Below are 23,509 nucleotides of genomic sequence, written 5' to 3'. Positions count from 1 at the left end.
CTATTTTTTATGTAGCGTATTGCGCTTGATGGACGGGAATCAGTGGCCAGTTCTGCCCTATTTCTTGCCCGCTGCAGCCTTGCGCTTGGCAAACAGCGCGTGATAGCTGGATTCGCGGAACCCCGCCAGCCGCTGGCCGTCCGCCAGCAGCACCGGTACGCCCCTGCCGCCAATCTCTGCAAAAGCTGCCTTGCCATCTGGCGTGTCGATATCGATTTCGCGGTAGGCGATCTGGTTTTTGGCCAGATAGGCGCGCGCGAGCCGACAGTAGCCGCACCATTGCGCCATGTACAGCACGGCCTGGCCATGCTGCACCACCGCCTTCTTCGTGGTCGCCTTGCCTGCGGGTGCCGGTGGCATGCCCGGCACGATGCTGATCGGCAATTGCTCCTGCTGCAAGGCCTGCACCTTGCCTTCGGCAGGTGGCCGGTCGCTGTAGACCACCTTGCCGTCGGCCCCCACCGTTTTGTACAGCGTCTGCGCACCTGCAAAAGGGGGCATTGCAATCAACAACAACGTGAGACAGACGATGCGCATGAAGCCTCCTGAGGTGTGCCGGGTGGCAAGCCAATCATATAAAAAGAAAAAGCCGCTGGGTGTTTGCGCACCAGTGGCTTTTGGGGTGACGGAGACCTGGCCTGTCAGGCAGGCCACAGCCACCAGGCAAACAGCGCCGCTACGGCCAGCATCAGGCCGAACTTGGTGAGCTTGTAGGCGGTCTTGTTCCAGGCCTTGTAGCGGCGGCGCCACTGGCCCATGTAGAACGAGATTTTGAAGATACGGCTGATGAAGCCGCGCGGATCACCCTCGTTGTTGGGCGAGCTCGCAGCAGCGACGACATTCTTGCCCAGCCAGTGGTTGAGCCACTGGGCAAAGCCGTTGGTCATGGGGCGCTCCACATCGCAGAACAGCACGATGCGGTTGCCTTCGCTGCGGTTTTCGGCCCAGTGCATATAGGTCTCGTCGAAGATCACGCCTTCGCCCTCGCGCCAGCTATAGGGCTGGCCATCGACTTCGATCATGCAGCGGTCGTCGTTGGGGGCGAGTACGGCCAGGTGGTAGCGCAGCGAGCCCGCGTAGGGGTCGCGGTGCAGGTTGAGCTTGGCGCCGGGCGGCAATTCGGCAAACATGGCGGCCTTCACATTGGGGATGGCCTTGACCAGCGCCGTGGTCTTGGGGCACAGCTCCATGGCCGAGGGGTGGGCGTCGCCATACCACTTGAGGTAGAAGCGCTTCCAGCCGGTCTTGAAGAAGGAGTTGAAGCCCGCGTCGTCGTTGTTGGCCGCTGCCTTGATCTGCATGTTTCTCTGCAGGTTGATGGCTTCTTCGCGGATCTCGCGCCAGTTGGCCTGCAGCGGTGCCAGCTCGGGGAAGGTGCTGGTGGGCAGGTAAGGCGTGCGCGGCACCTTGCTGAACATCAACATGAAGACATTGAACGGCGCCGTGAAGGTGGAGTGGTCAAACAGCTGACGCAGCACCTTGTGCCGCACCTTGCCACGCAGGTGCATGTACAGGCCGCAGCCAAAGAAGAGCAGCACCAGGGCCAGAACAATGATTTTTGCCATAGCCGCTGATTTTACCGAGGGCATTGCGGCCTGTGCTGCGCAGGCGCAAAGCACGGGCGTTTCGTAATATCAAAAACAATAGCTGGTAGCGCTTTGTGTATATGCCCTAGAGGCCAAAAAGCTTCAGCAGCTGCCGAACGCTGCTTTACTTGCCCTGCTTGGCAAATGCTGCCTTGAGGCGCAGCAGCATTTCCTTGTTCAGCAGGCGTTGCTGGCCGCTCCAGTGCGTCATGGCCTTGTCGGCGTCGGCCTTGAGGCGGTTGGCCGTGGCCCAGTCGCCCTGCTCTGCGGCCCAGATTGCGTATTCGGCGATCACATCGAAGCCGCCCGATTGCTCGCGCACGAAATCAAAGCTCTTGCGCGCCATCTCCTGGTCGCCCAGCATCGCGTACGACTTGGCAATCAGCAGGCCCACGGGCTCTGCGCGGTAGTGCACATCGGTCTGCGCAATGGTCTTGAGGTATTGCAGCGCGGTGCGGGGCTCGCCCGCATGGTAGGCGGCTTGCGCGGCGCCCCAGCGGATGTCCTGGTCGGTGGCAAACGGGCCTTTCATTGCCGCTTCGAAGTGGCGCAGCGATTGCTGTGCATTGCCAACGGCCAGCTGCGCCTGCGCCAGGCGGATTTCATGCTGCGCCGTGGGGCTGTAGTCGTAGGCGGCCTGGGCTTCGCGCACTTCGCGCGTCGGATCCAGCGCCTTGACAGCGCTGCTGGCCAGCTGGCGCGCGTGGCGCTGCAGGCGCGAGCTGGGCAGGAAGATGGCGAAGAAGTACACCACGCTGCCCAGAAACGGAAATGCCAGCAGGATGAACAGCCAGTAGTTGTTCTGCCCTGTGCGCACGGCATGAATGGCAAAGAAAATGGCAATGATGATGTGTGCGCCCGCGCCCAGATACGGCATATGCAACCCTTGTTATGGATAGTGTGGCTGCATTGTAAAAGGGCGCTCTCAGCCGCTGCCGCCCTGTCGTGCAAGGACAACAGCGCTACAGCAGGCGCGTGCCCAGGGGCACATCGCCATCGGGTACGCACAGCGCCACATGGCCGTCGGCGTTGTGAAAACCGGTGATGAGGCACTCGCTCATGAGCGGCCCGATCTGTTTTCTGGGAAAGTTGACCACGCCCACCACCAGCCTGCCCACCAGATCGTGCGGCTGGTAGAGCTGGGTGATCTGCGCGCTGGATTTGCGGATGCCGATCTCGGGGCCGAAATCGACCTGCAGCTTGTAGGCGGGCTTGCGCGCCTCGGCAAACACCTCGGCGGCGAGCACCCGGCCCACGCGCAGCTCCACCTTCAGAAAATCGTCAAAACTGATGTCGTTCATGCCGCCATCTTGCCGCAGCGCTGCACGCCAACTGTCGAGAAACGCTTGAGGGGGGGCTGCGGTCAATGCCCCACGGCCTTGGAGAAGACATTCATCACCACCACGCCCGCCACGATCAGTCCCATGCCGATGAGTGCAGGCAGATCCAGCTTCTGGCCAAACAGCAGCCAGGCGGCAATGGTGATGAGCACCACGCCCAGGCCCGACCAGATGGCGTAGGCAATGCCCACCGGAATGGTGCGCAGGGTGAGCGACAGGCAGTAGAACGCCACCGTGTAGCCCGCCACGGTGATGACCGATGGCCACAGCCTGCTGAAGCCATCGCTTGCCTTGAGGGCCGATGTGGCAATGACCTCCGCCACGATGGCGGTGAGCAGATACACCCAGCTCATGGGGCGCTTGCGCCGTGCGCAGAAGTGAAGAGGGGCATGGGCGTACAGGGTGGAAAAATTGAACAAAAAGGCCTGCGCCGCCCAAAAGGCAAGCGCAGGCTGCTATTGATTTGAGAGTTTAGCGCTGGCGGGCCATCAGCCCACGGTCAAGGTTTTGTTGATGTTGCCGCGCGTGGCGTTGGAGTAGGGGCAGACCAGGTCGGCATCGTGCACCAGCTTTTCGGCGGCGGCCTTGTCCATGCCGGGCAGGTGGATGGTCATGCGCACGGCAATGCCGAACACATCGCCCACGGGGCCCAGATCGACTTCGGCGTCAATCGAGGTGTCGGCCGGCAGGGTGATCTTCTGGCGACCGGCGACAGCCTTCATCGCGCCCAGAAAGCAGGCCGAGTAGCCGCTGGCAAACAGCTGCTCGGGGTTGACGCCCTTGCCGCCAGGGGCGGTCAGGGTGATGTCGAGCTTGCCGTCGTCGCTGCGCGAGACGCCTTCGCGCCCGCCGGTGCTGTGGGAGCGTGCGGTGTACAGAACTTTGTCGAGATTGGCCATGGTGAACTCCTGGTTGAGGATGGGCGAAAGTGCTTCACAACGAAGCGGTGGACGGCTGCGCGGTCAAACGATCGCGCAGCTGTTGGATCTGTTGGGTCAGGGCCTGCAGCTCCTGCACGGTGCACTGGCTGCGCGTCAGCACACAGGCGGGCACGGCGGCAGCCTGGGTCTTGAGGGCGCGGCCCGCCTCCGTCAGGGTGACGCGCACACGGCGCTCATCCTGCGCATCGCGCTGGCGCCGCAGCCAACCGGCAGCCTCCATGCGCTTGAGCAGCGGGGTGAGGGTGCCCGAGTCGAGAAACAAGCGCTCGCCCAACTGCGAAACCATGCAGCCATCGTGCTCCCACAGTACCAGCAGGGCGAGGTATTGCGGGTAGGTCAAACCCAACGGTTCCAGCAAGGGCTTGTAGAGCTTGGTCATTGCCAGCGAGCTGGAATACAGCGCAAAGCACAGTTGGTGATCGAGCAGCAGCGCGTTGGATGCAGAGGGTGTGGCGTTGGACATGGGTTTATTATTGCCGACAATTAAATTGTGCGCAATTTAATTATGCAAGACCATGAACCAGGAAGGGGCGATGCGTCGCTCGCAGGCAGCGGGCTTTTCAGTGGTTGGAGGCGCGGTGTGGCGCTTTGGGCGACGGGCGGGCTCGGCCTGCCTTCTGCAGCACCTTCTGCAATGCCTTTTGCAATGTGTAGGGCATTACCGGTATCAGTACGCCGTCTGCACCACCGTGCCGCTCTGGTCCTTGAAGCGGGCTGCCACCGCGTCGGCTGCGGTGCGCAGCAGGATCAGGTCCATGCCGACGGCTACAAACTGGGCGCCCAGCGCAATGCATTCGCGGGCGCGGGCCTCGTCCACCATCAGAATGCCGGGCGCTTTGCCAGCCGCGCGGATGCGGCCAATGGCCTGGTTGATGGCGGCGTCCACTTCTGGGTGGCGCATCTGCCCCGGGTAGCCCATGCTGGCCGAGAGGTCGGCCGGGCCGATGAAGATGCCGTCCACACCATCAACGGCGGCAATCGCGTCGATCTGGCCCAGCGCCTGCCGGGTTTCCACCTGCACCAGCAGGCACAACTCGCGGTGCGCGTCGGCGATATAGGCGCCATCCCGGCCAAAGTTGCTGGCGCGGGTCGATCCGCCCATGCCGCGTATGCCCATGGGGCCGTAGCGCATGGCGTCCACGGCGGCCTGCGCCTCCTGCGCGTTCTGCACAAAGGGCAGCAGCAAGGTCTGCGCGCCAATGTCGAGGTAGCGTTTGATGAGCACCGGATCGTTCCACGCCGGGCGCACCACGGCGCTGGTGGGGCGCGGCTGGCGCGCGGCATCCAGCGCCTGCAGCTGTGCCATTACCTGCGGCACATCGTTGGGAGCGTGCTCGGTGTCGAGCATGACCCAGTCATACCCGCTGCCACCGAGCAGCTCGGTCACATAGGGCGATGGGAAAGCCGACCACAGGCCGATCTGGGTCTGGCCGGTAGCCAGCGCGTGCTTGAAGAGGTTCTTGTCGGGCATGGCATGTCTCCGGTCGTCTTCACTGCATGATTTCACTGCCTTTTGGTGTCAGGGCAGGATGTGGATTTCATCGTCCGTCATGGGCCTGCGGCAGGCATCGGTCATGGTGTGCCAGGCGCTGCCTCGCAGATCCACGCCGTCGCGGTCTGCCAGGTGGGTGACGCTGCTGCACACCTGGTAGAAGTGGCGCGCGGCGACGGTGTCGCGCGCATACCGCTGGTAGTAGCGGCCCAGGTACAGCCGTGCAGCAGGCGACTGCGCGGTAACGTATTCCAGGAAATCGCGGTAGCTGGCATCCACCGGGGCATTTTCCAGCGAGGTCTTCCACAGGCGAAAACCCACGAGCAGCCCCGCCAGCACCAATAGCACAACGGCAAGCCGAACCCCCTTGCGCAGGATGGATGGCTTGCCGTTTGCGGTCATGGCTGTGGATCGGGAGCCCTGCGCGTGCGCCAGGGCAGGCCCGGGTCAGTACTGGTACACGCCCTTGCCGGTCTTGCGGCCCAGGTGGCCGGCGGCCACCATTTCCTTGAGCAGCGGGCAGGGGCGGTATTTGCTGTCGCCAAAGTCTTTCAGGTACACCTCCATCACGGCCAGACACACGTCGAGGCCGATCATGTCGGCCAGCGCCAGCGGGCCGATGGGGTGGCTGCAGCCGAGCTTCATGCCGTCGTCGATGTCCTGCGCAGAGGCAATGCCTTCGGCCAGCACGTAGAAGGCCTCGTTGATCATCGGCACCAGAATGCGGTTGACGACAAAGCCGGGGGAGTTCTTCACCGTGATCGGCGACTTGCCCAGCTTCTCGGCCATGGCCTTGACGGCGTCATGCGTGGCATCGCTGGTCTGCAGGCCCCGGATCACTTCCACCAGCGCCATCATCGGCACGGGGTTGAAGAAGTGCATGCCGATGAACTTGTCCGCGCGCTTGGTGGCTGCGCCCAGCTGGGTGATGGAGATGGACGAGGTGTTCGATGCCAGCAGCACCTCGGGGGCCAGCAGGTCGTCCACCTGCTTGAGAATCTTGAGCTTGAGCTCGTAGTTTTCCGTCGCGGCCTCGATCACCAGCTGCGCGGCCTTCAGGTCGTCGTAGCTGGTCGAGCCCTTGATGCGGGCAAGTGCGGCGGCCTTGTCGGCTTCGGTGATCTTTTCCTTCTTGATCAGGCGGTCCAGGCTGGCGCCCACCGTGGCCAGGCCCTTTTGCACGGCGGCGTCGGAGATGTCCACCATCACCACCTGCAGGCCCGCCACCGCGCAGGTCTGCGCAATGCCATTGCCCATGGTACCTGCACCAATCACGCCTACGGTCTGGATCGTCATCTGTCTTCCTTTGGATTTGCTGTTGGGCCAAAGCGGCTGCGCCGCCATCGCCAGCATCATAGCGGCCCCTGCTGCACCGCCGCATAAACTGGGTGACAGGGCTGCTGGGGTAAGCCCGGGCACCTAAAATCGCCCGCATCGCTGCGCTGCAGCCCTTCATCGACAAGGCTAGATATGACCACCTTCGGCACCCCGCTTTCCAAAAACGCAACCAAAGTCATGCTGCTGGGCAGTGGCGAGCTGGGCAAGGAAGTGCTGATCGCGCTGCAGCGCCTGGGTGTGGAGACCATTGCCGTGGACCGCTATGACAACGCCCCCGGCCAGCAGGTGGCCCACCATGCGCGCACCATCGCCATGAGCGACCCGGCCCAACTGACCGCGCTGATCGAGGCCGAGAAGCCGCACATGGTGGTGCCTGAGATCGAGGCCATCGCCACGCCCGCGCTGCAGGCGCTGGAGGCTGCTGGCACCGTGCGCGTGGTGCCCACCGCCCGTGCCACGCGTCTCACCATGGACCGCGAAGGCATTCGCCGCCTGGCCGCAGAAACCCTGGGCCTGCCCACCAGCCCCTACAAGTTCTGCGATTCGCTCGCTGAGCTGCAGGCCGCCATCGACAGCGGCATCGGCTACCCCTGCGTCGTCAAGCCGGTGATGAGCAGCTCGGGCAAGGGCCAGAGCAAGATCGACGGTCCCGCCGATGTGGAAAAAGCCTGGAACTACGCCATGGAAGGCGGCCGTGTGCAGGGTGGCCGCATCATCGTCGAAGGCTTCATCGACTTTGATTACGAAATCACCCTGCTGACGGTGCGTGCGAAAAATGCCTCCGGCCAGATCGAAACCCATTTCTGCGAACCCATCGGCCACGTGCAGGTCAAGGGCGATTATGTGGAGAGCTGGCAGCCCGCCCGCATGGCGCCTGCTGCGCTCACGCTGGCGCAGGACATTGCCCGCGAGATCACCACCGATCTGGGCCGTGGTTTGAATGGCGAGCCTGCCGGCCTGGGCCTGTTTGGCGTGGAGCTGTTCGTCAAGGGCGACCAGGTGTGGTTCAGCGAAGTCAGCCCCCGCCCGCACGATACCGGCATGGTGACCATGATCACCCAGTGGCAGAACGAGTTCGAGTTGCATGCCCGCGCCATCCTGGGCCTGCCGGTGGACACCAGCCTGAAAACGGCCGGTGCCAGCGCTGTCATCTATGGCGGCGTCGAGGCGCAGGGCATTGTGTTCGATGGCGTGGACGCTGCGCTGCAGATCCCGGGCACCGAAGTGCGCCTGTTTGGCAAGCCCGAGAGCTTTGAGCGCCGCCGCATGGGCGTGGCGCTGGCGCGCGCCGCAGATACGGATGCCGCGCGTGACAACGCCAAGAAGGCGGCTGCGCTGGTTCGCCCCCGCGTGGCGGAGTAAGCGGAATCGGATACCTCTGCCGCCTGCACGACCGGCAAGCGCAAGAAGCGCAACCGCTCGGATCGCGTTGGTGCATATGAAAATAGCTACCTGGCGCCCATTGTTAGGGCGCAGGCAGCTATTTATTTAGAAGCGTTCTGGCTCAGAGGCTCATGAATGCCTTGCGGCGCATCCATACCAGCGCACCCACCATGCCAGTCAGCAGCAAGGTGGCCCAGCCGCCCAGCGATGGCACGGGCTGCGGCGTTGCTACCGGAGGCGTGACCGTGCCGTTGTCGTCATTGGTGATGACCACGCTCGCCTGCGCAGGGCTGCCGGTGAGGTAATTGTTGCTGTCGGTGATTTGCAGGGTGACCGTCACAGGCGCTTCGCCCGCCACCTGGTTGTCGTTGGCAATGATGGTGCATGCGGGCGCCTGGGTCTGCCCCTCGGGGATCACGACCGGGCTGCTGCAGCTTTGGGTGCTGTATTGCGGGTCTGCCGCCGAAATGGTGAATGGAACGGACAGACCGCCCGCCGGAGCCGGGGTGCTGGCCGTGACGGTGCAGACCGATTGTTGGTTGGCGCTGTCCGTCAGGGCGGATTTATCGCATGCGATGGTAATGGTGGGTTGGTAGATGTATTCGAACGACACCAGGCCATCCACACCATTGGGGGCTGGGTCGGTATTGGGAGGCGGCGTTGTAGGCGAGCCCGGCACCGTTGCCACTGGGCTGCTGATCGTGTTGAGCGCAGCGCTATAGGTGCAGGAGCCGCCCATGCCGCCGGAGCCTGCGCTTTGTGCCGTATCGATACCAAAAGTGCCACCGGTACCTGCGGCGCCCTGGTAGCCACCGCCACCACCACCACCACCGCCGCCGTCACCGGTGCCCTGAATACCTGCGTCGCCTGGAGCAGGGGTCGCGCACGCGGCAACCTCCGGTGTGAACAGCGCAATGGCCGATGCATCCGCCACAGGCGGCGCCCGGAAGGAATCGCCACCACCGCCACCGCCACCGCCGGCCCGCACCCAGGCGCCGCCCACGTTCAGAAATGATGCGCCGCCGCCACCCGCGCCGCCGCCGCTGACAAAACTGGGGCCCATGGCGGCGCCATTGCCGCCAGCGCCCGCGCCGTTGCCTCCGGTACCGCCACTGGGGCTACGCCCATAGGTAGCGCCACCTTGTCCACCACTGGCGGCCACTGCCGTGATGGTTTGGCCCGGCTGCACACGGATGATGGCGTCCACCTGCGTGCCTGCCGCACCCTTGCCCCCTACGATGCCGTCGTAGGCACCCGCTCCGCCCGCACCGCCTCTGACGATGACCTTGATGGCGCCAACGCCTGCAGGCACCACATCGGCAGCGGTTTGCGGAGTGGTCGGGGTGTACGTGATGGCTTGGGCGTGTGTCGCAGTACCTGCCAGGCACAAGGCGAGCAAAGTCGCTGCTTGCAACGCTGCCTTGCTCGCGGTGACGAAGGTTGCCGGGAGTGTGCGATCACTGTGGAAGAAGGGCGCGGACATGATTCACCTACGAATAGCGAAGAACGGGGTGCAGAAGAACCCAAGAGAAAAATTTATAAATCCTATTATTTAATTAATTTATACAAATCAATTGTTATTAACTATTTTTAAAATATATGTGACAGAGCCACAACACATGGACGCATCCTGTGGTGGCTTGGCGGGTTGGAGTTGCATAAAAAAACTGCTTGCGCCCATCTGTAGGGCGCAAGCAGCTATCGAAAAAAGAGGGTGGGTATCTGGCGGATTACTCCATCCAGCACATAAAGCTCTCGGCCTTGTTCATATCACCCGTGCCCTTGTAGCGCGGCCAGAACGGGTATTCGCACAGCGGGCGGGTGCGGCCTGGCACGCCGCTCGCATCGGTCACCACAGGGTTTTCCGGTGGCTTGCCCGTCGTGCTCCAGTGGTCCAGCGCGGCCAGCGAGTCCCAGTTGGCGTTGAAGGTGGTGCTGACGGCGTGGCCATAGCCCGGCACCTCGTAGTAGCGCACAAACTGGCGCACCACCTGGCGGCCCATTTTGTTGATGACCCGGTCGAAATAATGCTCGCTGGCACGGGTGCTCACCAGGGTATCCGCCATGCCATGCGCCATCAGCACCTTGCCACCGTGTTTGTAGAAGGCCGTCAGGTCGGTGTTGTTGATGTCCTGCAGCTGGGTGAGCTGGTTGATGCGTTCGGCCCAGGGGCCGGGGTTCTGCGGGTCGAGGGTGAGGCTGTTGAAGGACGGGTCGCGCGTGACGAAATGGCGCACCCACTGGTCCCAGAACACCGCCCAGTACGGCGCGGTGAGCGGCGCAGGGCTTGCGGGAGGCGTGGTGTTCATGGCCAGCAGGTTCACCGTGGGCTGCAGCGGGCTTGTGCCTTCCTCGCCCAGTTCGGCGCCCCAGATGTTGAAGCCGGGGTACTGCGTCTCTCCGCTGCCCAGCTTGGCACCAAAGCGGATTTCGCTGTCATAGACCTTCAAGGCGGCGATCATGGCGTCGCTCAGGCACTGGTCGCCTTCGTTGCCTCCGCTGGCGCAGCGCAGCGGCTTGCCTTCGAACTGGGCCTTGGCCGGGTCGAACTGTGCGTTGCAGGCGGGCACGTTGCTGATCAAACCATCAGCCACGCCATCGAGCGCATCGCACTGTGCAATGGCGGCTTGGCGCAGCAGCTTGCGCTGGGCCAGGCTCGGGTAGGCGCCGGGCTGGGCAAAGGCGCGGCTGATGCGGCCAAACTGCAGATCCAGGCTGGCAGCGTTCCAGGCTGGGTACCAGGCGACGATGCCATCCCAGTCCCTGGGCCATTTCTGGGCCACGGCCAGCGCCTCGCGGCCACCGGTGGAGCCGCCGATGAAATAGCGCTTGCTGGGCTTTTTGCCGTAGAAGCGGGTGATGAGGGCGTCGCCCACATCGCTCACCTTCTTGAGCGCAGCGCCCGAGAAGTTGGCCACCGCTTCGTCATTCACGCCAAAGCTGCCGTCGCGGCTGCCTGCGGGGCCAGCCTGGTGGCCCGAATCGCTGGCAAACACAGCGTAGCCCTGCGACAGCAGCGGATACGGCCCTTGGCTGGCAGGCGCTGCCGGGTAGCTGAAGAGGTTGGGCAGCGTGCCGTTGTAGCCGCCGCCGCCCAGCATGACGACCTTGCCATTCCATTCCTTCGGCAGGATGAGCGCCATCTTGATGGCGGGCGCAGCCGGGTCAACGGGGGCAATGCTCACATCGGCCCGCAAGGCTGCAGGCGGCTGCGGGCCCTTGGCCGGATCGGCAGCGGTCACGGCCTCGACCTTGGTGACCGTGGCGCCGTTGGTGGGCAGGCCGATCTTGTCGGCCGCAACCTGCTGGCCCGACAGGGCGCTGGCATCGAAACGGACGGTGCTGCAGGCAGTCAGCGCGAGCGCCGCACCGGCAACGGCCAGCAGGCGAAAAGCAGTGGAGGGGGGAGTGGACACGAGCGATTCCTGAATTGTTGTGTTGGTGCAGGGTGTCTCTGCAGAACCCTTGCCATAGGGATGGGGGCGGATCGGCCAAGGCTGCGCTCAGACCAAGGCAGGGCGATTTGCAGAGGAACCCTAGACTAGATCCCTAGGTAATGGGCGGGGTTGCCCATGCACCATTGTGAAGCGGCGGGGAGCAGAATTCCACAGGGTTTGCCGCCCAGTCGTGTGCAGCCAACGCATATGCTGTCCACATCGGGCGGCGAAATTGAGTAAGAAAGAGCCGCTGACGCTTTATCCATCAGCACCTGCAGCTCTCTTTTTGTGAGTAACCTGGTGAGGCCTGGCTTTACTGGAAAGCCACTTCCGCAAAGCTGCGCAGCTTGCGGCTGTGCAGCCGGTCTATGCCACCCGCGCGCAGGATACCCACTGCACGCAGACCGATGCGCAGGTGCTGGTCCACCCGCTCGCGGTAGAAGTGGTTGGCCATGCCGGGCAGCTTGATCTCGCCATGCAGCGGCTTGTCGCTCACGCACAGCAAGGTGCCGTAAGGCACGCGGAAGCGAAAGCCGTTGGCGGCGATGGTGGCGCTTTCCATGTCCAGCGCAACGGCGCGGCTCTGGCTGAAGCGGCGCTGCGGCGTGTTGTTGGGCAGCAGCTCCCAGTTGCGGTTGTCGGTGCTGGCCACGGTGCCGGTGCGCATGAAGCGCTTGAGGTCTGCCTCGGGCACCTGGGTCACATCGGCCACGGCCTGCTGCAGCGCCTGCTGGATTTCGGCCAGCGCAGGAATCGGCACCCACAGCGGCAGCTCTTCGTCGAGCACATGGTCTTCGCGCACATAGGCGTGGGCCAGCACATAGTCGCCCAACTGCTGGCTGTTGCGCAGGCCTGCGCAGTGGCCCAGCATCATCCAGGCGTGCGGGCGCAGCACGGCGATGTGGTCGGTGATCGTTTTTGCATTGGCCGGGCCCACGCCGATATTGACCATGGTGGTGCCCGACTGGTCGGCGCGCACCAGGTGGTAGGCCGGCATCTGCGGCAGGCGGGGCGGCGGGGTGCCCAGTGCATCGGCACTCTGGGCGGGCAGGCCCACGCGGCGCGTCACCACATTGCCCGGCTCGATGAAGGCAATGAATTCGCTGTCCGGGTTCTCCATCTCGGCGCGCCCCAGGCGGATGAATTCGTCGATGTAGAACTGGTAGTTGGTGAACAGCACAAAATTCTGGAACCACTCGGGCAGGGTGCCGGTGTAGTGGCGCAGGCGCTGCAGCGAGTAATCCACCCGCGGTGCGGTGAACAGCGACAGCGGCTGCGGATCACCGGCCAGCGGCTCCCAGGTGCCATTGGCGATGCCGTCGTCCATGGCGTGCAGGTCGGGCAGGTCGAATACATCGCGCATCAGCAGGCGCCGCTCGGCGCTCAACTGGCCTTCGATGTGGTCGTTGTCGGCAAAGGAGAAATGGATGGGAATGGGCTGGTTGCTGGTGCCCACTTCCAGCTCCACGCCATGGTTGGCGATCAGCAGGCGAAACTGCTCGGCGTAGTAGTTGTCAAACAGGTCGGGCCGCGTCAGCGTGGTTTCGTAGTGGCCGGGGCCTTCGACAAAGCCATAGGCCAGCTTGCTGTCGGCGCGCGCCACGGTGCGCGTATGCATGCGCACAAAGGGGTAGCAGGCACGGTAGGGCGCGGCGGGTGTCTCGCCCGCCACGAAGCGCTGCATGGCCGCGCGCAGGAAATTGATCTGTTCGGCGTAGATCGCCTGCACCTGCGCCAGCGCGGCTTCCGCCGTGCGGTGGCTGGTCGGTGCGATAAAAGCAGGTTTGGTATGGGTCATGCACCATTGTGCAACGGCCCCGGGTGCCCCGCATGACAAAACGGTGGCATGGCCCGGGGCACCCGCTGCCAGATGCAGGGGTAAGCGCCGGTGGGCAGGCCCGAAAACCGCCCGCACGGGATAATTGGGGCATGAACGCACCATCCAAAACGTCCGCCCATGCAGCGGATGCCACTTCTTTCAGCCAACTGCCGCTGGGCGCCACCATGCAGGCCAACCTGCAGCAGTTGGGCTATACGCAGATGACCGCCATCCAGGCCGCCAGCCTGCCGCTGGCGCTGCAGGGCAAGGACGTGATTGCCCAGGCCAGCACCGGCAGTGGCAAGACGGCCGCCTTTGGCCTGGCGCTGCTGGCACGCCTGAACCCGCGCTGGTTTGCCGTGCAGACCCTGGTGCTGTGCCCCACGCGCGAACTGGCCGACCAGGTGGCCACCGAAATCCGGCGCCTCGCGCGGGCCGAAGAAAACATCAAGGTCGTCACCGTCTATGGCGGCGTACCTTCCCGCAACCAGATTGCCAGCCTGGAAAACGGCGCCCACATCATCGTCGGCACGCCCGGCCGGGTGATGGACCTGATGGAGCGCGGCGCCATCGACCTGGCGGCGCTGAACACCCTGGTGCTGGACGAAGCCGACCGCATGCTGGACATGGGTTTTTACGCCGACATCGTGACCGTAGCCAGCCAATGCCCGGCAGAACGCCAGACCCTGCTGTTCTCGGCCACCTACCCCGAAGGCATCGCTCAACTGGCACAGCGCTTCATGCGCGACCCGCAGACCGTCAAGGTCGCATCGCAGCACAGCGCGCACAAGATTGCACAGCGCTGGTACGAGGTGAGCGAAGGCGAGCGCCTGCATGCGGTCTCGCAACTGCTGGCGCATTTCCGGCCCGAATCGTCCATTGCCTTTTGCAACACCAAGCAGCAGTGCCGCGACCTTGTGGACGTGCTGCAGGCGCAGGGCGTGAGCGCGCTGGCCCTGTTTGGCGAGCTGGAGCAGCGCGAGCGCGACGAAGTGCTGGTGCAGTTTGCCAACCGCAGTTGCAGTGTGCTGGTGGCCACCGACGTGGCCGCGCGCGGCCTCGACATCGCCAACCTTGAAGCGGTGATCAACGTCGACACCACGCCGGATCCTGAAGTGCATATCCACCGCATCGGCCGCACCGGCCGGGGCGACGCCGAAGGGCTGGCGTTGTCACTGGCCAGCATGGACGAGATGGGCTCGGTCGGCAAGATCGAGCTGCTGCAGGGCCGCGAATCGGAATGGCACCCGTTGTCGGAGCTGAAACCGGCGCCCGGCGAGCCCATGGTGCCTGCGATGCGCACCATCCAGATCATCGGCGGCCGCAAGGAGAAAATCCGCGCGGGCGACGTGCTGGGCGCGATGACGCGCGACTTTGGCTACACCAAGGAGCAGATCGGCAAGATCAACGTCAACGATTTCTCCACCTACGTGGCCGTGGCGCGCGGCATTGCCCAGCAGGCCGTGAACAAACTCAACAGTGGCCGCGTCAAAGGCAAGAGCGTGAAGGCGCGTTTGCTGTAAATTAGCTGCTGGCGCTTCACCCGCAAGCGCGAATAGCTATCATTTTTAATGACCGACGCCACACCATCCCGCTGGACCACGCCCGAGAACCTGCTGCGCATCTCGGTCGTCGTGGCCATTGCCACCATCGCGTTCAAAACCGTGGCCTGGGCCGTCAGCGGCTCTGTCGGCCTACTGTCCGATGCGCTGGAGTCGCTCGTCAACCTGGTGGGCGCGCTGTTTGCGCTGGGCATGGTCACCATTGCCAAGCGCCCGGCGGATGACGACCACCCCTACGGCCACACCAAGGCCGAATACTTCTCGGCCGGCTTTGAAGGCCTGCTGATTTTCGGCGCTGCCATGGCAATCCTGTGGGCATCGGTCGACCGGCTGCTGCACCCGCAGCCGCTCGAACAGCTGGGCTGGGGTCTGGTGCTCTCGCTCATCAGCACCGCGCTCAACGGCGGCCTGGCCATGGTCATGCTGCGCGCGGCCCGGCAGCACCGCTCTGCCGCGCTGGAGGGCGATGGCCGCCATCTGCTGACCGACGTCTGGACATCCGTTGGCGTGGTGCTGGGCCTGCTGCTGGCCATGTGGACCGGCTGGCACTGGCTGGATGCCGTGCTGGGCATTGCCGTGGCATTGCACATCCTCAAGGAAGGCGGCAAGCTGGTGTGGACCTCTTCGCAAGGCCTGATGGACGAGGCCATCGACGCCGAAACCCTGGCCACCATTGATGCCTGCGTGCGCCGGTTTGAAGCCGAGAGGGGCGGCGCCGTGCACAGCGACAGGCTCAACACACGCCGCGCCGGTGCGCTCAATTTCATCGACCTGCACCTGCACATGCCCGGCGACTGGAGCCTGGCCCACGCCACCCGTCTGCGCATGGAACTGGAAGCGGCCTTGCTGCGCGATGTACCCAACGCCCGCATCACCGTCGAAGTACTGCCCATCGGCGTGCAGACGCAGAGCGAGGTTGCCGCGCAAAACATGCCTTAGCGCTTGCAAGATAAGCGCTATAAGCTATCAATAAAAGAGCATTGAGTTGAAGCAGAAAGCTGCGCATGGCTGTAATGCACAGCTCGCAAGCTCTTGCCAGAGGAGTTGGAATGATCAGTGTATTGCAGCGCGTGCGAGAGGCGCGCGTCGAAGTCGACGGCGAGGTGATCGGCCAGATAGGCCAGGGCCTGCTGGCCCTGGTATGCGCCGAAAAAGGCGATACCGAAGCCGAGGCCGACAAACTGCTGGCCAAGATGCTCAAGCTGCGCATCTTTCAGGACGAGGCCGGCAAGATGAACAAGAGCGTGCAGGATGTGGCGGGGGGCCTGGTCATCGTGAGCCAATTCACCCTGGCCGCCGACACCAGCGGAGGCAACCGCCCGAGCTTCACCAACGCAGCGCCGCCCGCCGCAGGAGAGCGCCTGTACAACTACGTGGTAGCCCAGGCCCGCGCAGCGCACCCGGTAGTTGCCACCGGCCGCTTTGCGGCGGATATGAAGGTGTATCTGATGAACGACGGGCCGGTGACGATTCCGCTGCGGGTGGCGCCGGCTGGTGGGGGGTAAGAAAAGTCGTCAATCGGCCCGCAGTGCTCAAAATTCAGGAGCAAACGGAACCGATGAAATAGAAAGGCACCTGTATGCGTTGGGTCGTAATTTTCGAAGATTCGCCAAACAGGCTGTCAATCCGCAGGGCGCATGAATCGGCGCACTTTGCCTATTTGAATGAAAGCCCACCATCCTGCAGGCACCGAAAGGATGGGCTGTAAAGAGGCCGTTGGGGCGCAGAAACCGCCAATAGACGGTTGATCTGTTTATAGGTAAAAGGCGATGGGCTCATTGAGAGCCGGCTGATTGCGTCCCCTGTTTCAAAAATGACGAGTACTTAGCAAAGAGATATTGACCTTTGAAAGAGTCAAGATTAATCGCATGGGGATGGAATCGTCGTCGTATCATCAATATTTGCAAGTGCCTTGATACAACGCCCAAAGTACTGTCCATTGATGGCGATATTGATAGGATTCTTTGGATCGATGTCGCTCACCGACATGGACAGTGTGCCTTTCTCGTCAATAGTAATTTCCTCAAATTTTTTGGAGTAGACGCTAATTGAAGGGCCGGATGAACATGTGCCACTCGCAATGGACTCAAAGGTGAGGCCATTTGTCACTAACTTTCCATAAAATTTGCATGTATAGTTTTCAGCTCCAATCGAGATTGTTATATCGTCGGATTTTGTGGAAAATTGCAAATTATTGATATTCTGACTGGTTTCATTTAGCCTTAATACTCTAAAAGAATTATTCAGTCGGGCCTGGGTGTCTTCATAAATTAAAGGTGAGAAACGCTTCGCTGTTTCTCCTGGTAATAAAATAGATCCAGAAGAGGGGGTGTCAAATTCCATCGAAACAGGGCCGATGACACGAGATACCTCACCAGTTTTAGCGTCTTTGCCCAGGGCTGTTCCGTTTTTGTACTCTACTAAATCTGCAGTGAAGCTTTTGCCATCTTCCATGATGCCCACTGCTTGGTAGAACGTAGCAGAACCATCGTCTCGATAGCCATAGTAAGAAGCGATCACCGTATTTCCTCCCTGTCGATCAATTTGGATGCCTCGACCAGGCTTGCCATTGACCTCCGAATCAACACCCCACATGCCCGTTTGAGGCAAAGCAGCGAAGGCCGAACAGGATACAAAAAACATGGCATAAGAAGCCCATATTTTTACGGCTTGCATCTAAAGATCCTTCATGAAGACATCAACTAGTTACTGCTCCCTAACCCAAGCCTTCGTGGATTGGGTGTCTGCTCTGGAGCGCTCCGTCACAGCTGTAGAAGGGGCCGCTGTAGTCGCTGGCGACTAGAGACTATCAGTCGAGCACCACATTACCCAAGCCTCGCCAATTGCCGAACCTGTCTCTCAACTGGATAGCGCGGGCATCATGAACAGTGAAACCATTGAAGCTTGCATCAAAAGTACCCCACTTTATGGTTCTGTGGGCGTCGGTGTATGCATCACAACGGTAGGTGTTGTCGCTGCCTGAAGGAGTGCAGACCGTCGAGCCATCATTGCTGATGGCGGCATTGTCGATCATGGTGGTCAAATTGACTTTCCGACTGATCTGTTGCCCCCCCTCCCTGAGATTGTCAAAGCGCATGATCCACTGCCCAAGCAGGCGCGCGGGAGGAGAAAGGCCTTCAAGATCCAAACGGACGAGTGGCTTGGCCCCCTCACCTGGCAATTGCAAGCTACCGGAAACAAAATCTTGGGATGATCCTGGCGGTTGTGCGCGGAAACTGATGACTGCATTTCCTGCCTCGGGGTCACCTTGTACCACTGCGGCTGTTGAGGCTGGTCCACCGAGATGGCGTCCACCGGCATAGCGAGAAAGCGGAATATTCCTTGCTCCAGTCCTGGCATCTGTGTCCGAACTCATGTCAAGGATGGAGCTTCCCATGTGAAAGCTTGGTTGGCCATTTGGCAAGTAGTTAAATACCTGCAAGATGGTTGTCTTGTCCTGCACATCCACACTGATTCCACGGCCAGGCTTACCGGTCTGTTCGTCCGCAAAAATCCATGTTCCGTTTGCTGGTACTTGCCAATTGCTGCAGCCGATGCCAGGCATGTAGGTGTACTGGTAGAGGTTGCACAACGAGACTGCTCCCTTCAATGACTTGCCAACGCCCATTGCTGCACCAATGGCCTCGAGGTGGGAGCCGTTGCGATCCCGCAGGCGTGCGACCACTTCAGACCCCAGTATTTGAAATTTCACCTGGGGAAAAGGGACCCAATTGCCATTGCTCACCACACTTTCACAGTTGAATTTTTGGACCCCTTCCATGCGCTGGCAGTTGTAAAAGAGGTAATCGTTGAACGAGGCAGAACTTAGTCGAAGTAAATAGGTATCTTCAGTTGGCATATGCAGCTCTGCAAACAATTGAAGTGTCGAGTTTTTTTCTTCGTCCAGTACCCACCATAAGCTGGATTTTACATGGTCGAATTTTCGCAACGTTTCATCTTCGAGTTTGCGATTATCAATTAATAATCGTTCAATTTTTTTAGGCTTTTCATTGGGTAATTCGATAATCCCTGCAAGCCCATTGGTGAACGAGATAATTGCATTGCCAAGAAAATTTGACTCCACTGCATCGGTTGCATGGCCTCCAAAATGCCGCCCGCCTTCATAACGAAAAAGAGGGGCGGTAACCATATTGCCATCCATTTCACCAATGGCGGTGTAGAAGGTGGCGTCGCCGTTTTTCTCATACCCAAACACCTGCATGAAAAAGGTGTTGCCTTGCACATCAATCGCCAGGCCGCGGCCAGGTTTGCCATCCAGTTCTTCGGAAATGACCCAGGTGCCCGCCTGTGGTGTGAAATCACGTGCAGCCCAACTTGCTGTGCATGAAAGAGCTACTACAGAGGCGGCGATAGCGGAGCGTAGCGTTCTAATACGTTTGGTGTTTTTCACTTTGTTTCCTGAAACTTGGAGTTGGAATAGACGAAAGTTCTTTCGCAGCGCGAGGCCTGCTATCGGGCTAGACCGCACAATATCTGCACTCAATCCAACTGCCCCAATCCCACCGCATTGCCATGGCGGTCGCGCAAACGGACCATGGTGCCGCCACGGTTCATCAGTGGCTTGCTCAGGAACTGGTGCCACACCCATGCGCCGTTTTCCCCCGGCTGCCCGCAGCTCGCATCGACGCCTTTGCGGTTGGTGACGGGTGTGCAGACCACAAGGTCGTCTGCCGACGTCACGGTGTCTCCATCTGCGCGGGTGAGGGTGATGGTTTTCTGAACCAGCGGCAGAAACCATTGCCCCAGCATCTCTTCTGCGAAATTGGCCGGTCTTTCAAGCTGCAGCCGGCGAATGCGCACGGGGGCTTCCTGTGGCAGTTGCAGCTGGCCTACCGTCCACCACATCCATTCTTCCAGGGGTTGGTCGTCGGATCGCTGGTAGGCGAACTCCAGCTGCGCGTCGCCCGCGCGATTGCGAAGCTGCGCCGACTGCCTGGCTCCGCCCAGGCTGCGGCCACCTGCATATTCGTCCATGGGAATGGTGGCGGCTGTTGTCGGTGAGCTTGCACCTTTGCTCAGGTACGCAGCGCTTCCCATGTGAAAGGTGGGCCGTGCATCGGCTCGGTAGTTGTAGACCTGAAGAATGGCCGTGCTGCCCTGGATATCCAAAGCCAGCCCTCGCCCCGGCTTGCCGGTCAGCTCGTCCTCCACGACCCAGGTGCCGTTGATGGGCATCAAGGTATGGAGGTATTTATTGGGCACACAACCGGCACAGGTAGCGCCTCCCCACGAGAAATGACTTTGCAGGTAGTTCTGCTGAACATGCGTCTTCCATAGGGTGGTATCGCTACCGTTCTGCGGGCCGAATGCATCTGCCCCTGCGTTGTAGCCGGTCGCAGGCATCGATAAGCCAGCTTGCTTGTCCCCCATGTGCACCATACCGGTGACTTCATAGCCCACCAGCTCGAACTGCATGCGGTCCACCCAGGGGCCAGCTACGGGCTCTGGAGACATATTGGTATTGATATAAGGAGGCTTGCCAATGGCGGTGCATGAAAAACGCGCGCGTGCGCCGACCAGTTGGCACGCCATCTCCTGAAACGCGCTGTAGGTAACCCGGTCAGTCCTTCGATCGGTGGGCTGCGACAAATACAGGTGGAAACTGTTGTCCTCGTTCCGGAGCATGTCCAGCCGCCAGTCGTAGGCAACATCTCCTTGTGGGCTCTGTACCAGCAACTGCACGACGCGGATGCCGTTTTGCATGCGCGGGTTGATGGCAGACGGTTCATCGCTTTGCACCAGAAACCGCTCGATGGCCACCGCGGGCTCGTTGGGGAACTGGATCGTACCCGTGAGGCCGTTTTTGAAGCTCACCGTCACATTGCCCAGCGATTTGTCTTCCACCGCATCGCGTGCTTCACTGCCAAAGCTGCGGCCGCCCTGGTAGCGCATGAGCGGCGCCGTCACGGCATCGCCTTGCATCTGGCCGGTGGCGGTGTAAAAGGTGGCGTCGCCATTGTTCTCATACCCAAACACCTGCATGAAGAAGGTGTTGCCTTGCACGTCAATCGCGAGGCCCCGGCCGGGTTTGCCATTCAACTCATCGCTGACGACCCAGGTGCCCGCCTGGGGTGTGAAATCGCGTGCGGCCCAGCTGGTGGTGCTGGCCGTAAAAGTAACGGCCATTGCTGCTGCGGCAATGGTTTTTCGCAGAAAATGATTGCGGTTGCCCGGCACGTTGTCTCCCATGGTTTGAAAGACAGTATAGAGGGGCAAATTTCAGAAAGTGGAGGAGTGCTCCTGGCCATCGCCCCAAATATCACGCCAGGTATTTTGCAAAGCGTTCTACAGCGCGGGCGCGATGCGTACTCAGCGCCTTCTCAGCTGTCCTCATCCGTGCCGTAGTAAATGGCGCAAGAGGTGACATCGGCAACCGATTTGAAAACCCTCCCCCACCCGATATCTCCGTCAGCCATGAACACGCGCACGGCTCAATTTTGACGCATGCAGGTGGCCATGGCTGCACGCTTCTATTGCTGCATGTGGTGCATTTATTATCTGTACTAAACCATATTGATGCATAGATTCGGGGTGCATACGATCGCCTTCTCATTGTTTTAGGGGATAAAAGCCATGGCCGTAGCGATTCGAATTCACAGCACCGGCGCGCCTGAAGTCATGCAGATGGAAGAGGTGCATCTTTCCTCGCCGGGGCCGGGCGAGGTATTGCTTGCGCAGACCGCCATCGGCGTCAATCCGCTGGATGTCAGCCAGCGCAAAGGGGCGGTTGCGATTGCACTGCCTTGCGGGCTGGGGCTGGAAGGGGCCGCAACGGTCAGCGCCATTGGCGCGGGGGTGACGGGCTTGCAGGTGGGCGACCGCGTGGGCTATGCCACCGGCCCTTTGGGCGCATACGCGAGTGCGCGGCTGTTTCCGGCAGAGCGGTTGGTCAAACTGCCTGATGCTCTTGGCGACGATGCCGCTGCGGCGGTACTGTTCAAGGGCATCACGGCACAGTACCTGCTCAAGGCCACCGGGCAGGTTCGCCAGGGCTCGCGCGTGTTGATTTATGGTGCGGCAGGTGCCCTGGGGCAGCTCATGTGCGCGTGGGCAAAGCATCTGGGCGCACATGTGCTGGGCGTGGTGTCCAAGGCGGCCAGTGTGGAGCGCGCGCGGGCGGCAGGCTGCGACGAGGTGTTTGTTTTCGATGCGCAGACGCTGGCCGCGCAGGTGGCGCAAGCCACGCAGGGTCAGAAGGTGGATGTGGTGTACGACTCCATTGGCAAGGCGACCTTTCTCACATCGCTTGACTGCCTGCGCCCTCGCGGGCTGATGGTGTCATTGGGCGCGACGTCGGGCCTGCCGCCTGCAATCGAGGTGGGAACGCTCAACGCCAAGGGCTCGCTGTTTCTCACCCGCCCATCACTGGCAGCCCATACGGCCACGGCGGAGGAATACCAGAGCCGCGCGCAGGATGTCCTGAGCGCCGTGTCGAATGGCATACTCACGCCCCGCATCTGGAAAAGCTATGCGCTGGCAGAGGTAGCGCAGGCGCATGCAGATCTGGAGCAAGGGCGCTCGCAAGGCGCGATCATTCTCAAACCCTGATAGCGGAAGGACGCCATGGAGATGCTCGACAGCCAGCACGCCGATGAGTTGGCTACATTGCTTGCGCTGGCAGACAAGGGCTCGTTTGCGGCAGCGGGGCGTGCGCTGGAGCGCCACCCGTCGGTGCTCTCCAAACGCATGCAGGCCCTCGAGCGCAGGCTGGGCGTGCGGCTGGTGGAGCGCACCACGCGGCAGCTGCACTTCACCAGCGAAGGCCGGCTGCTGGTCGACAAGGTGCGGCAGGCCACGGGCCTGATCCGCGAAGCCGAGCAGGAGGCAGCGCAGGGCGCGCGTGACATACGGGGCCGCCTGCGCCTGTCGATGCCCGCCACGATGGGGCGGCGCTGGATCAGCCCGATGCTGGCAGAGTTTGCCCTGGCCCATCCGCAGGTTGCGTTGGAGGTGGAGTACAGCGAGCGAATTGTGGATGTGGTGGGCGAGCGCTTTGATGCCGCCATCCGCATCGGCCATCTTCCTGACAGCGGGCTGGTGGCCACGCGGCTGTGCGACCAGCACCGCATTCTGTGCGCTTCTGCCAGCTATCTGGCGCGCCACGAAGCGCCCAAGACACCGGCAGACCTGGCCCGCCACAACTGCCTGGGCTACACCGGGCTGCGCTCCTTTCCGGAATGGACACTGGTGCAGCCCGCTGCCAAGGGCAGGGCGAGGCTGGCAGAGTCGGTGCGCGTAACCGGCTCCATGACGAGCAATGACAACGAGGCGCTGCTGCACGCGGCGCTCAAGGGCGTGGGCATCATCTCGGGCAGCGATTGGCACCTGATGCCCGCCGTGCAAACTGGCGCACTCGTTCGCATCCTGCAGCAGTGGATGCTTGGCGACCCGGGCGGCATCTACCTTGTGCGCCCATCGGCGCAATACAGCACGGCAGCCATGGGGGCGCTCAAGCAATGGCTGGCGCAGGCGTTTGCGGCCATGCCCTGGCGCAGCGTGGCTGCCTGAGGTGTGGCGCGCGCTGCGGCGATGGGGCACCGCACGCAGCGGATAAAACCGGGCATTTTTCCTTCATGGGCAGTGCAAAGCC

The 23,509-nt window shown here is 61.8% G+C and carries 22 protein-coding genes; 6 read left to right on the top strand and 16 right to left on the bottom strand.

What is annotated here, in order from left to right:
* Positions 1-57: 57 nt before the first annotated feature.
* From ACH2DG_RS07385 to ACH2DG_RS07340, 10 genes are all read right to left on the bottom strand, one after another.
* Complete coding sequence (locus ACH2DG_RS07385) at positions 58-537, bottom strand: glutaredoxin domain-containing protein (RefSeq protein WP_395025151.1); 480 nt, start codon at positions 535-537, stop codon at positions 58-60.
* Between the two features lie 104 nt (positions 538-641).
* Entirely contained in the window at positions 642-1,565 is a 924-nt protein-coding gene (locus ACH2DG_RS07380) for an aspartyl/asparaginyl beta-hydroxylase domain-containing protein (protein ID WP_395025150.1), read from the bottom strand.
* 145 nt (positions 1,566-1,710) lie between these two features.
* Positions 1,711-2,463 carry a hypothetical protein gene (locus tag ACH2DG_RS07375; protein WP_224153095.1) on the bottom strand — a complete coding sequence of 251 codons (753 nt, stop codon included), beginning with the start codon at positions 2,461-2,463 and terminating at the stop codon, positions 1,711-1,713.
* An 85-nt stretch (positions 2,464-2,548) separates the two neighbouring features.
* The gene (locus ACH2DG_RS07370; protein WP_395025148.1) at positions 2,549-2,887 is read right to left on the bottom strand and encodes a tRNA-binding protein; all 339 of its coding nucleotides are present in this window, start codon (positions 2,885-2,887) and stop codon (positions 2,549-2,551) included.
* 62 nt (positions 2,888-2,949) lie between these two features.
* Positions 2,950-3,279: a DMT family transporter gene (locus tag ACH2DG_RS07365; RefSeq protein ID WP_395025215.1), complete on the bottom strand. Its 330-nt coding sequence runs from the start codon at positions 3,277-3,279 to the stop codon at positions 2,950-2,952.
* 135 nt (positions 3,280-3,414) lie between these two features.
* Positions 3,415-3,825: an organic hydroperoxide resistance protein gene (locus ACH2DG_RS07360; RefSeq protein ID WP_395025146.1), complete on the bottom strand. Its 411-nt coding sequence runs from the start codon at positions 3,823-3,825 to the stop codon at positions 3,415-3,417.
* 34 nt (positions 3,826-3,859) lie between these two features.
* A complete protein-coding gene (locus tag ACH2DG_RS07355) occupies positions 3,860-4,330 on the bottom strand; it encodes a MarR family winged helix-turn-helix transcriptional regulator (RefSeq protein ID WP_395025145.1) in 471 nt (156 codons plus the stop codon).
* A 204-nt stretch (positions 4,331-4,534) separates the two neighbouring features.
* Entirely contained in the window at positions 4,535-5,338 is an 804-nt protein-coding gene (locus ACH2DG_RS07350; RefSeq protein ID WP_395025143.1) for an HpcH/HpaI aldolase/citrate lyase family protein, read from the bottom strand.
* A gap of 48 nt (positions 5,339-5,386) precedes the next feature.
* Positions 5,387-5,761 (bottom strand): hypothetical protein, encoded by a 375-nt coding sequence (locus ACH2DG_RS07345; RefSeq protein WP_395025142.1) that lies wholly within the window; start codon positions 5,759-5,761, stop codon positions 5,387-5,389.
* Positions 5,762-5,806: 45 nt separating this feature from the next.
* Positions 5,807-6,703: a 3-hydroxybutyryl-CoA dehydrogenase gene (locus ACH2DG_RS07340; protein WP_395025214.1), complete on the bottom strand. Its 897-nt coding sequence runs from the start codon at positions 6,701-6,703 to the stop codon at positions 5,807-5,809.
* Positions 6,704-6,829: 126 nt separating this feature from the next.
* On the opposite strand from ACH2DG_RS07340, the gene purT reads away from it, so the two are divergent.
* Complete coding sequence (gene purT / locus ACH2DG_RS07335; RefSeq protein ID WP_395025140.1) at positions 6,830-8,059, top strand: formate-dependent phosphoribosylglycinamide formyltransferase; 1,230 nt, start codon at positions 6,830-6,832, stop codon at positions 8,057-8,059.
* 142 nt (positions 8,060-8,201) lie between these two features.
* Here purT and ACH2DG_RS07330 read toward each other — a convergent pair whose 3' ends face one another.
* The 3 genes from ACH2DG_RS07330 to ACH2DG_RS07320 form a co-directional block, all read right to left on the bottom strand.
* Positions 8,202-9,563 (bottom strand): hypothetical protein, encoded by a 1,362-nt coding sequence (locus ACH2DG_RS07330; RefSeq protein ID WP_395025138.1) that lies wholly within the window; start codon positions 9,561-9,563, stop codon positions 8,202-8,204.
* 247 nt (positions 9,564-9,810) lie between these two features.
* A complete protein-coding gene (locus tag ACH2DG_RS07325) occupies positions 9,811-11,496 on the bottom strand; it encodes a tannase/feruloyl esterase family alpha/beta hydrolase (protein WP_395025137.1) in 1,686 nt (561 codons plus the stop codon).
* Between the two features lie 334 nt (positions 11,497-11,830).
* The gene (locus tag ACH2DG_RS07320) at positions 11,831-13,315 is read right to left on the bottom strand and encodes an AMP nucleosidase (RefSeq protein WP_395025136.1); all 1,485 of its coding nucleotides are present in this window, start codon (positions 13,313-13,315) and stop codon (positions 11,831-11,833) included.
* 131 nt (positions 13,316-13,446) lie between these two features.
* Here ACH2DG_RS07320 and dbpA point away from each other — a divergent pair, with 131 nt between their 5' ends.
* From dbpA to dtd, 3 genes are all read left to right on the top strand, one after another.
* Positions 13,447-14,859 (top strand): ATP-dependent RNA helicase DbpA, encoded by a 1,413-nt coding sequence (gene dbpA, locus ACH2DG_RS07315; protein ID WP_395025135.1) that lies wholly within the window; start codon positions 13,447-13,449, stop codon positions 14,857-14,859.
* A gap of 48 nt (positions 14,860-14,907) precedes the next feature.
* Positions 14,908-15,837, top strand: coding sequence for a cation diffusion facilitator family transporter (locus ACH2DG_RS07310; protein ID WP_395025134.1), 930 nt, complete (start codon positions 14,908-14,910; stop codon positions 15,835-15,837).
* Between the two features lie 110 nt (positions 15,838-15,947).
* The gene (dtd, locus tag ACH2DG_RS07305) at positions 15,948-16,403 is read left to right on the top strand and encodes a D-aminoacyl-tRNA deacylase (protein ID WP_395025132.1); all 456 of its coding nucleotides are present in this window, start codon (positions 15,948-15,950) and stop codon (positions 16,401-16,403) included.
* 355 nt (positions 16,404-16,758) lie between these two features.
* Here dtd and ACH2DG_RS07300 read toward each other — a convergent pair whose 3' ends face one another.
* The 3 genes from ACH2DG_RS07300 to ACH2DG_RS07290 all read right to left on the bottom strand — a co-directional run bounded on the left by ACH2DG_RS07300 (position 16,759) and on the right by ACH2DG_RS07290 (position 21,045).
* The gene (locus tag ACH2DG_RS07300) at positions 16,759-17,574 is read right to left on the bottom strand and encodes a hypothetical protein (protein ID WP_395025131.1); all 816 of its coding nucleotides are present in this window, start codon (positions 17,572-17,574) and stop codon (positions 16,759-16,761) included.
* A gap of 133 nt (positions 17,575-17,707) precedes the next feature.
* Positions 17,708-19,309, bottom strand: coding sequence for a hypothetical protein (locus ACH2DG_RS07295; protein ID WP_395025130.1), 1,602 nt, complete (start codon positions 19,307-19,309; stop codon positions 17,708-17,710).
* 89 nt (positions 19,310-19,398) lie between these two features.
* Positions 19,399-21,045 (bottom strand): hypothetical protein, encoded by a 1,647-nt coding sequence (locus ACH2DG_RS07290; protein ID WP_395025129.1) that lies wholly within the window; start codon positions 21,043-21,045, stop codon positions 19,399-19,401.
* A 447-nt stretch (positions 21,046-21,492) separates the two neighbouring features.
* On the opposite strand from ACH2DG_RS07290, the gene ACH2DG_RS07285 reads away from it, so the two are divergent.
* Both ACH2DG_RS07285 and ACH2DG_RS07280 read left to right on the top strand, forming a co-directional pair.
* Positions 21,493-22,467, top strand: a complete 975-nt coding sequence (locus ACH2DG_RS07285; RefSeq protein WP_395025128.1) for a quinone oxidoreductase family protein — start codon at positions 21,493-21,495, stop codon at positions 22,465-22,467.
* 15 nt (positions 22,468-22,482) lie between these two features.
* Positions 22,483-23,427 carry a LysR family transcriptional regulator gene (locus tag ACH2DG_RS07280; protein ID WP_395025127.1) on the top strand — a complete coding sequence of 315 codons (945 nt, stop codon included), beginning with the start codon at positions 22,483-22,485 and terminating at the stop codon, positions 23,425-23,427.
* The last annotated feature ends 82 nt before the right edge of the window (positions 23,428-23,509 follow it).

Source organism: Comamonas odontotermitis (genome assembly GCF_040396735.1).
GTDB classification, from domain to species: Bacteria; Pseudomonadota; Gammaproteobacteria; order Burkholderiales; family Burkholderiaceae_C; genus Comamonas; species Comamonas odontotermitis_C.
Note: the sequence above shows the minus strand (reverse complement) of the source record. Positions and strands in the feature narration are given on the sequence as shown.

Coding starts and splice junctions, on each gene's coding strand:
- ACH2DG_RS07355 (WP_395025145.1), bottom strand. CDS start 4,330: ATGTCCAACGCCACACCCTCTGCATCCAACGCGCTGCTGCTCGATCAC.
- ACH2DG_RS07285 (WP_395025128.1), top strand. CDS start 21,493: ATGGCCGTAGCGATTCGAATTCACAGCACCGGCGCGCCTGAAGTCATG.
- ACH2DG_RS07300 (WP_395025131.1), bottom strand. CDS start 17,574: ATGCAAGCCGTAAAAATATGGGCTTCTTATGCCATGTTTTTTGTATCC.
- ACH2DG_RS07345 (WP_395025142.1), bottom strand. CDS start 5,761: ATGACCGCAAACGGCAAGCCATCCATCCTGCGCAAGGGGGTTCGGCTT.
- dtd (WP_395025132.1), top strand. CDS start 15,948: ATGATCAGTGTATTGCAGCGCGTGCGAGAGGCGCGCGTCGAAGTCGAC.
- ACH2DG_RS07375 (WP_224153095.1), bottom strand. CDS start 2,463: ATGCCGTATCTGGGCGCGGGCGCACACATCATCATTGCCATTTTCTTT.
- ACH2DG_RS07310 (WP_395025134.1), top strand. CDS start 14,908: ATGACCGACGCCACACCATCCCGCTGGACCACGCCCGAGAACCTGCTG.
- ACH2DG_RS07350 (WP_395025143.1), bottom strand. CDS start 5,338: ATGCCCGACAAGAACCTCTTCAAGCACGCGCTGGCTACCGGCCAGACC.
- ACH2DG_RS07365 (WP_395025215.1), bottom strand. CDS start 3,279: ATGAGCTGGGTGTATCTGCTCACCGCCATCGTGGCGGAGGTCATTGCC.
- ACH2DG_RS07330 (WP_395025138.1), bottom strand. CDS start 9,563: ATGTCCGCGCCCTTCTTCCACAGTGATCGCACACTCCCGGCAACCTTC.
- ACH2DG_RS07380 (WP_395025150.1), bottom strand. CDS start 1,565: ATGGCAAAAATCATTGTTCTGGCCCTGGTGCTGCTCTTCTTTGGCTGC.
- ACH2DG_RS07385 (WP_395025151.1), bottom strand. CDS start 537: ATGCGCATCGTCTGTCTCACGTTGTTGTTGATTGCAATGCCCCCTTTT.
- ACH2DG_RS07280 (WP_395025127.1), top strand. CDS start 22,483: ATGGAGATGCTCGACAGCCAGCACGCCGATGAGTTGGCTACATTGCTT.
- ACH2DG_RS07370 (WP_395025148.1), bottom strand. CDS start 2,887: ATGAACGACATCAGTTTTGACGATTTTCTGAAGGTGGAGCTGCGCGTG.
- ACH2DG_RS07320 (WP_395025136.1), bottom strand. CDS start 13,315: ATGACCCATACCAAACCTGCTTTTATCGCACCGACCAGCCACCGCACG.
- ACH2DG_RS07290 (WP_395025129.1), bottom strand. CDS start 21,045: ATGGCCGTTACTTTTACGGCCAGCACCACCAGCTGGGCCGCACGCGAT.
- ACH2DG_RS07360 (WP_395025146.1), bottom strand. CDS start 3,825: ATGGCCAATCTCGACAAAGTTCTGTACACCGCACGCTCCCACAGCACC.
- dbpA (WP_395025135.1), top strand. CDS start 13,447: ATGAACGCACCATCCAAAACGTCCGCCCATGCAGCGGATGCCACTTCT.
- ACH2DG_RS07340 (WP_395025214.1), bottom strand. CDS start 6,703: ATGGCGGCGCAGCCGCTTTGGCCCAACAGCAAATCCAAAGGAAGACAG.
- purT (WP_395025140.1), top strand. CDS start 6,830: ATGACCACCTTCGGCACCCCGCTTTCCAAAAACGCAACCAAAGTCATG.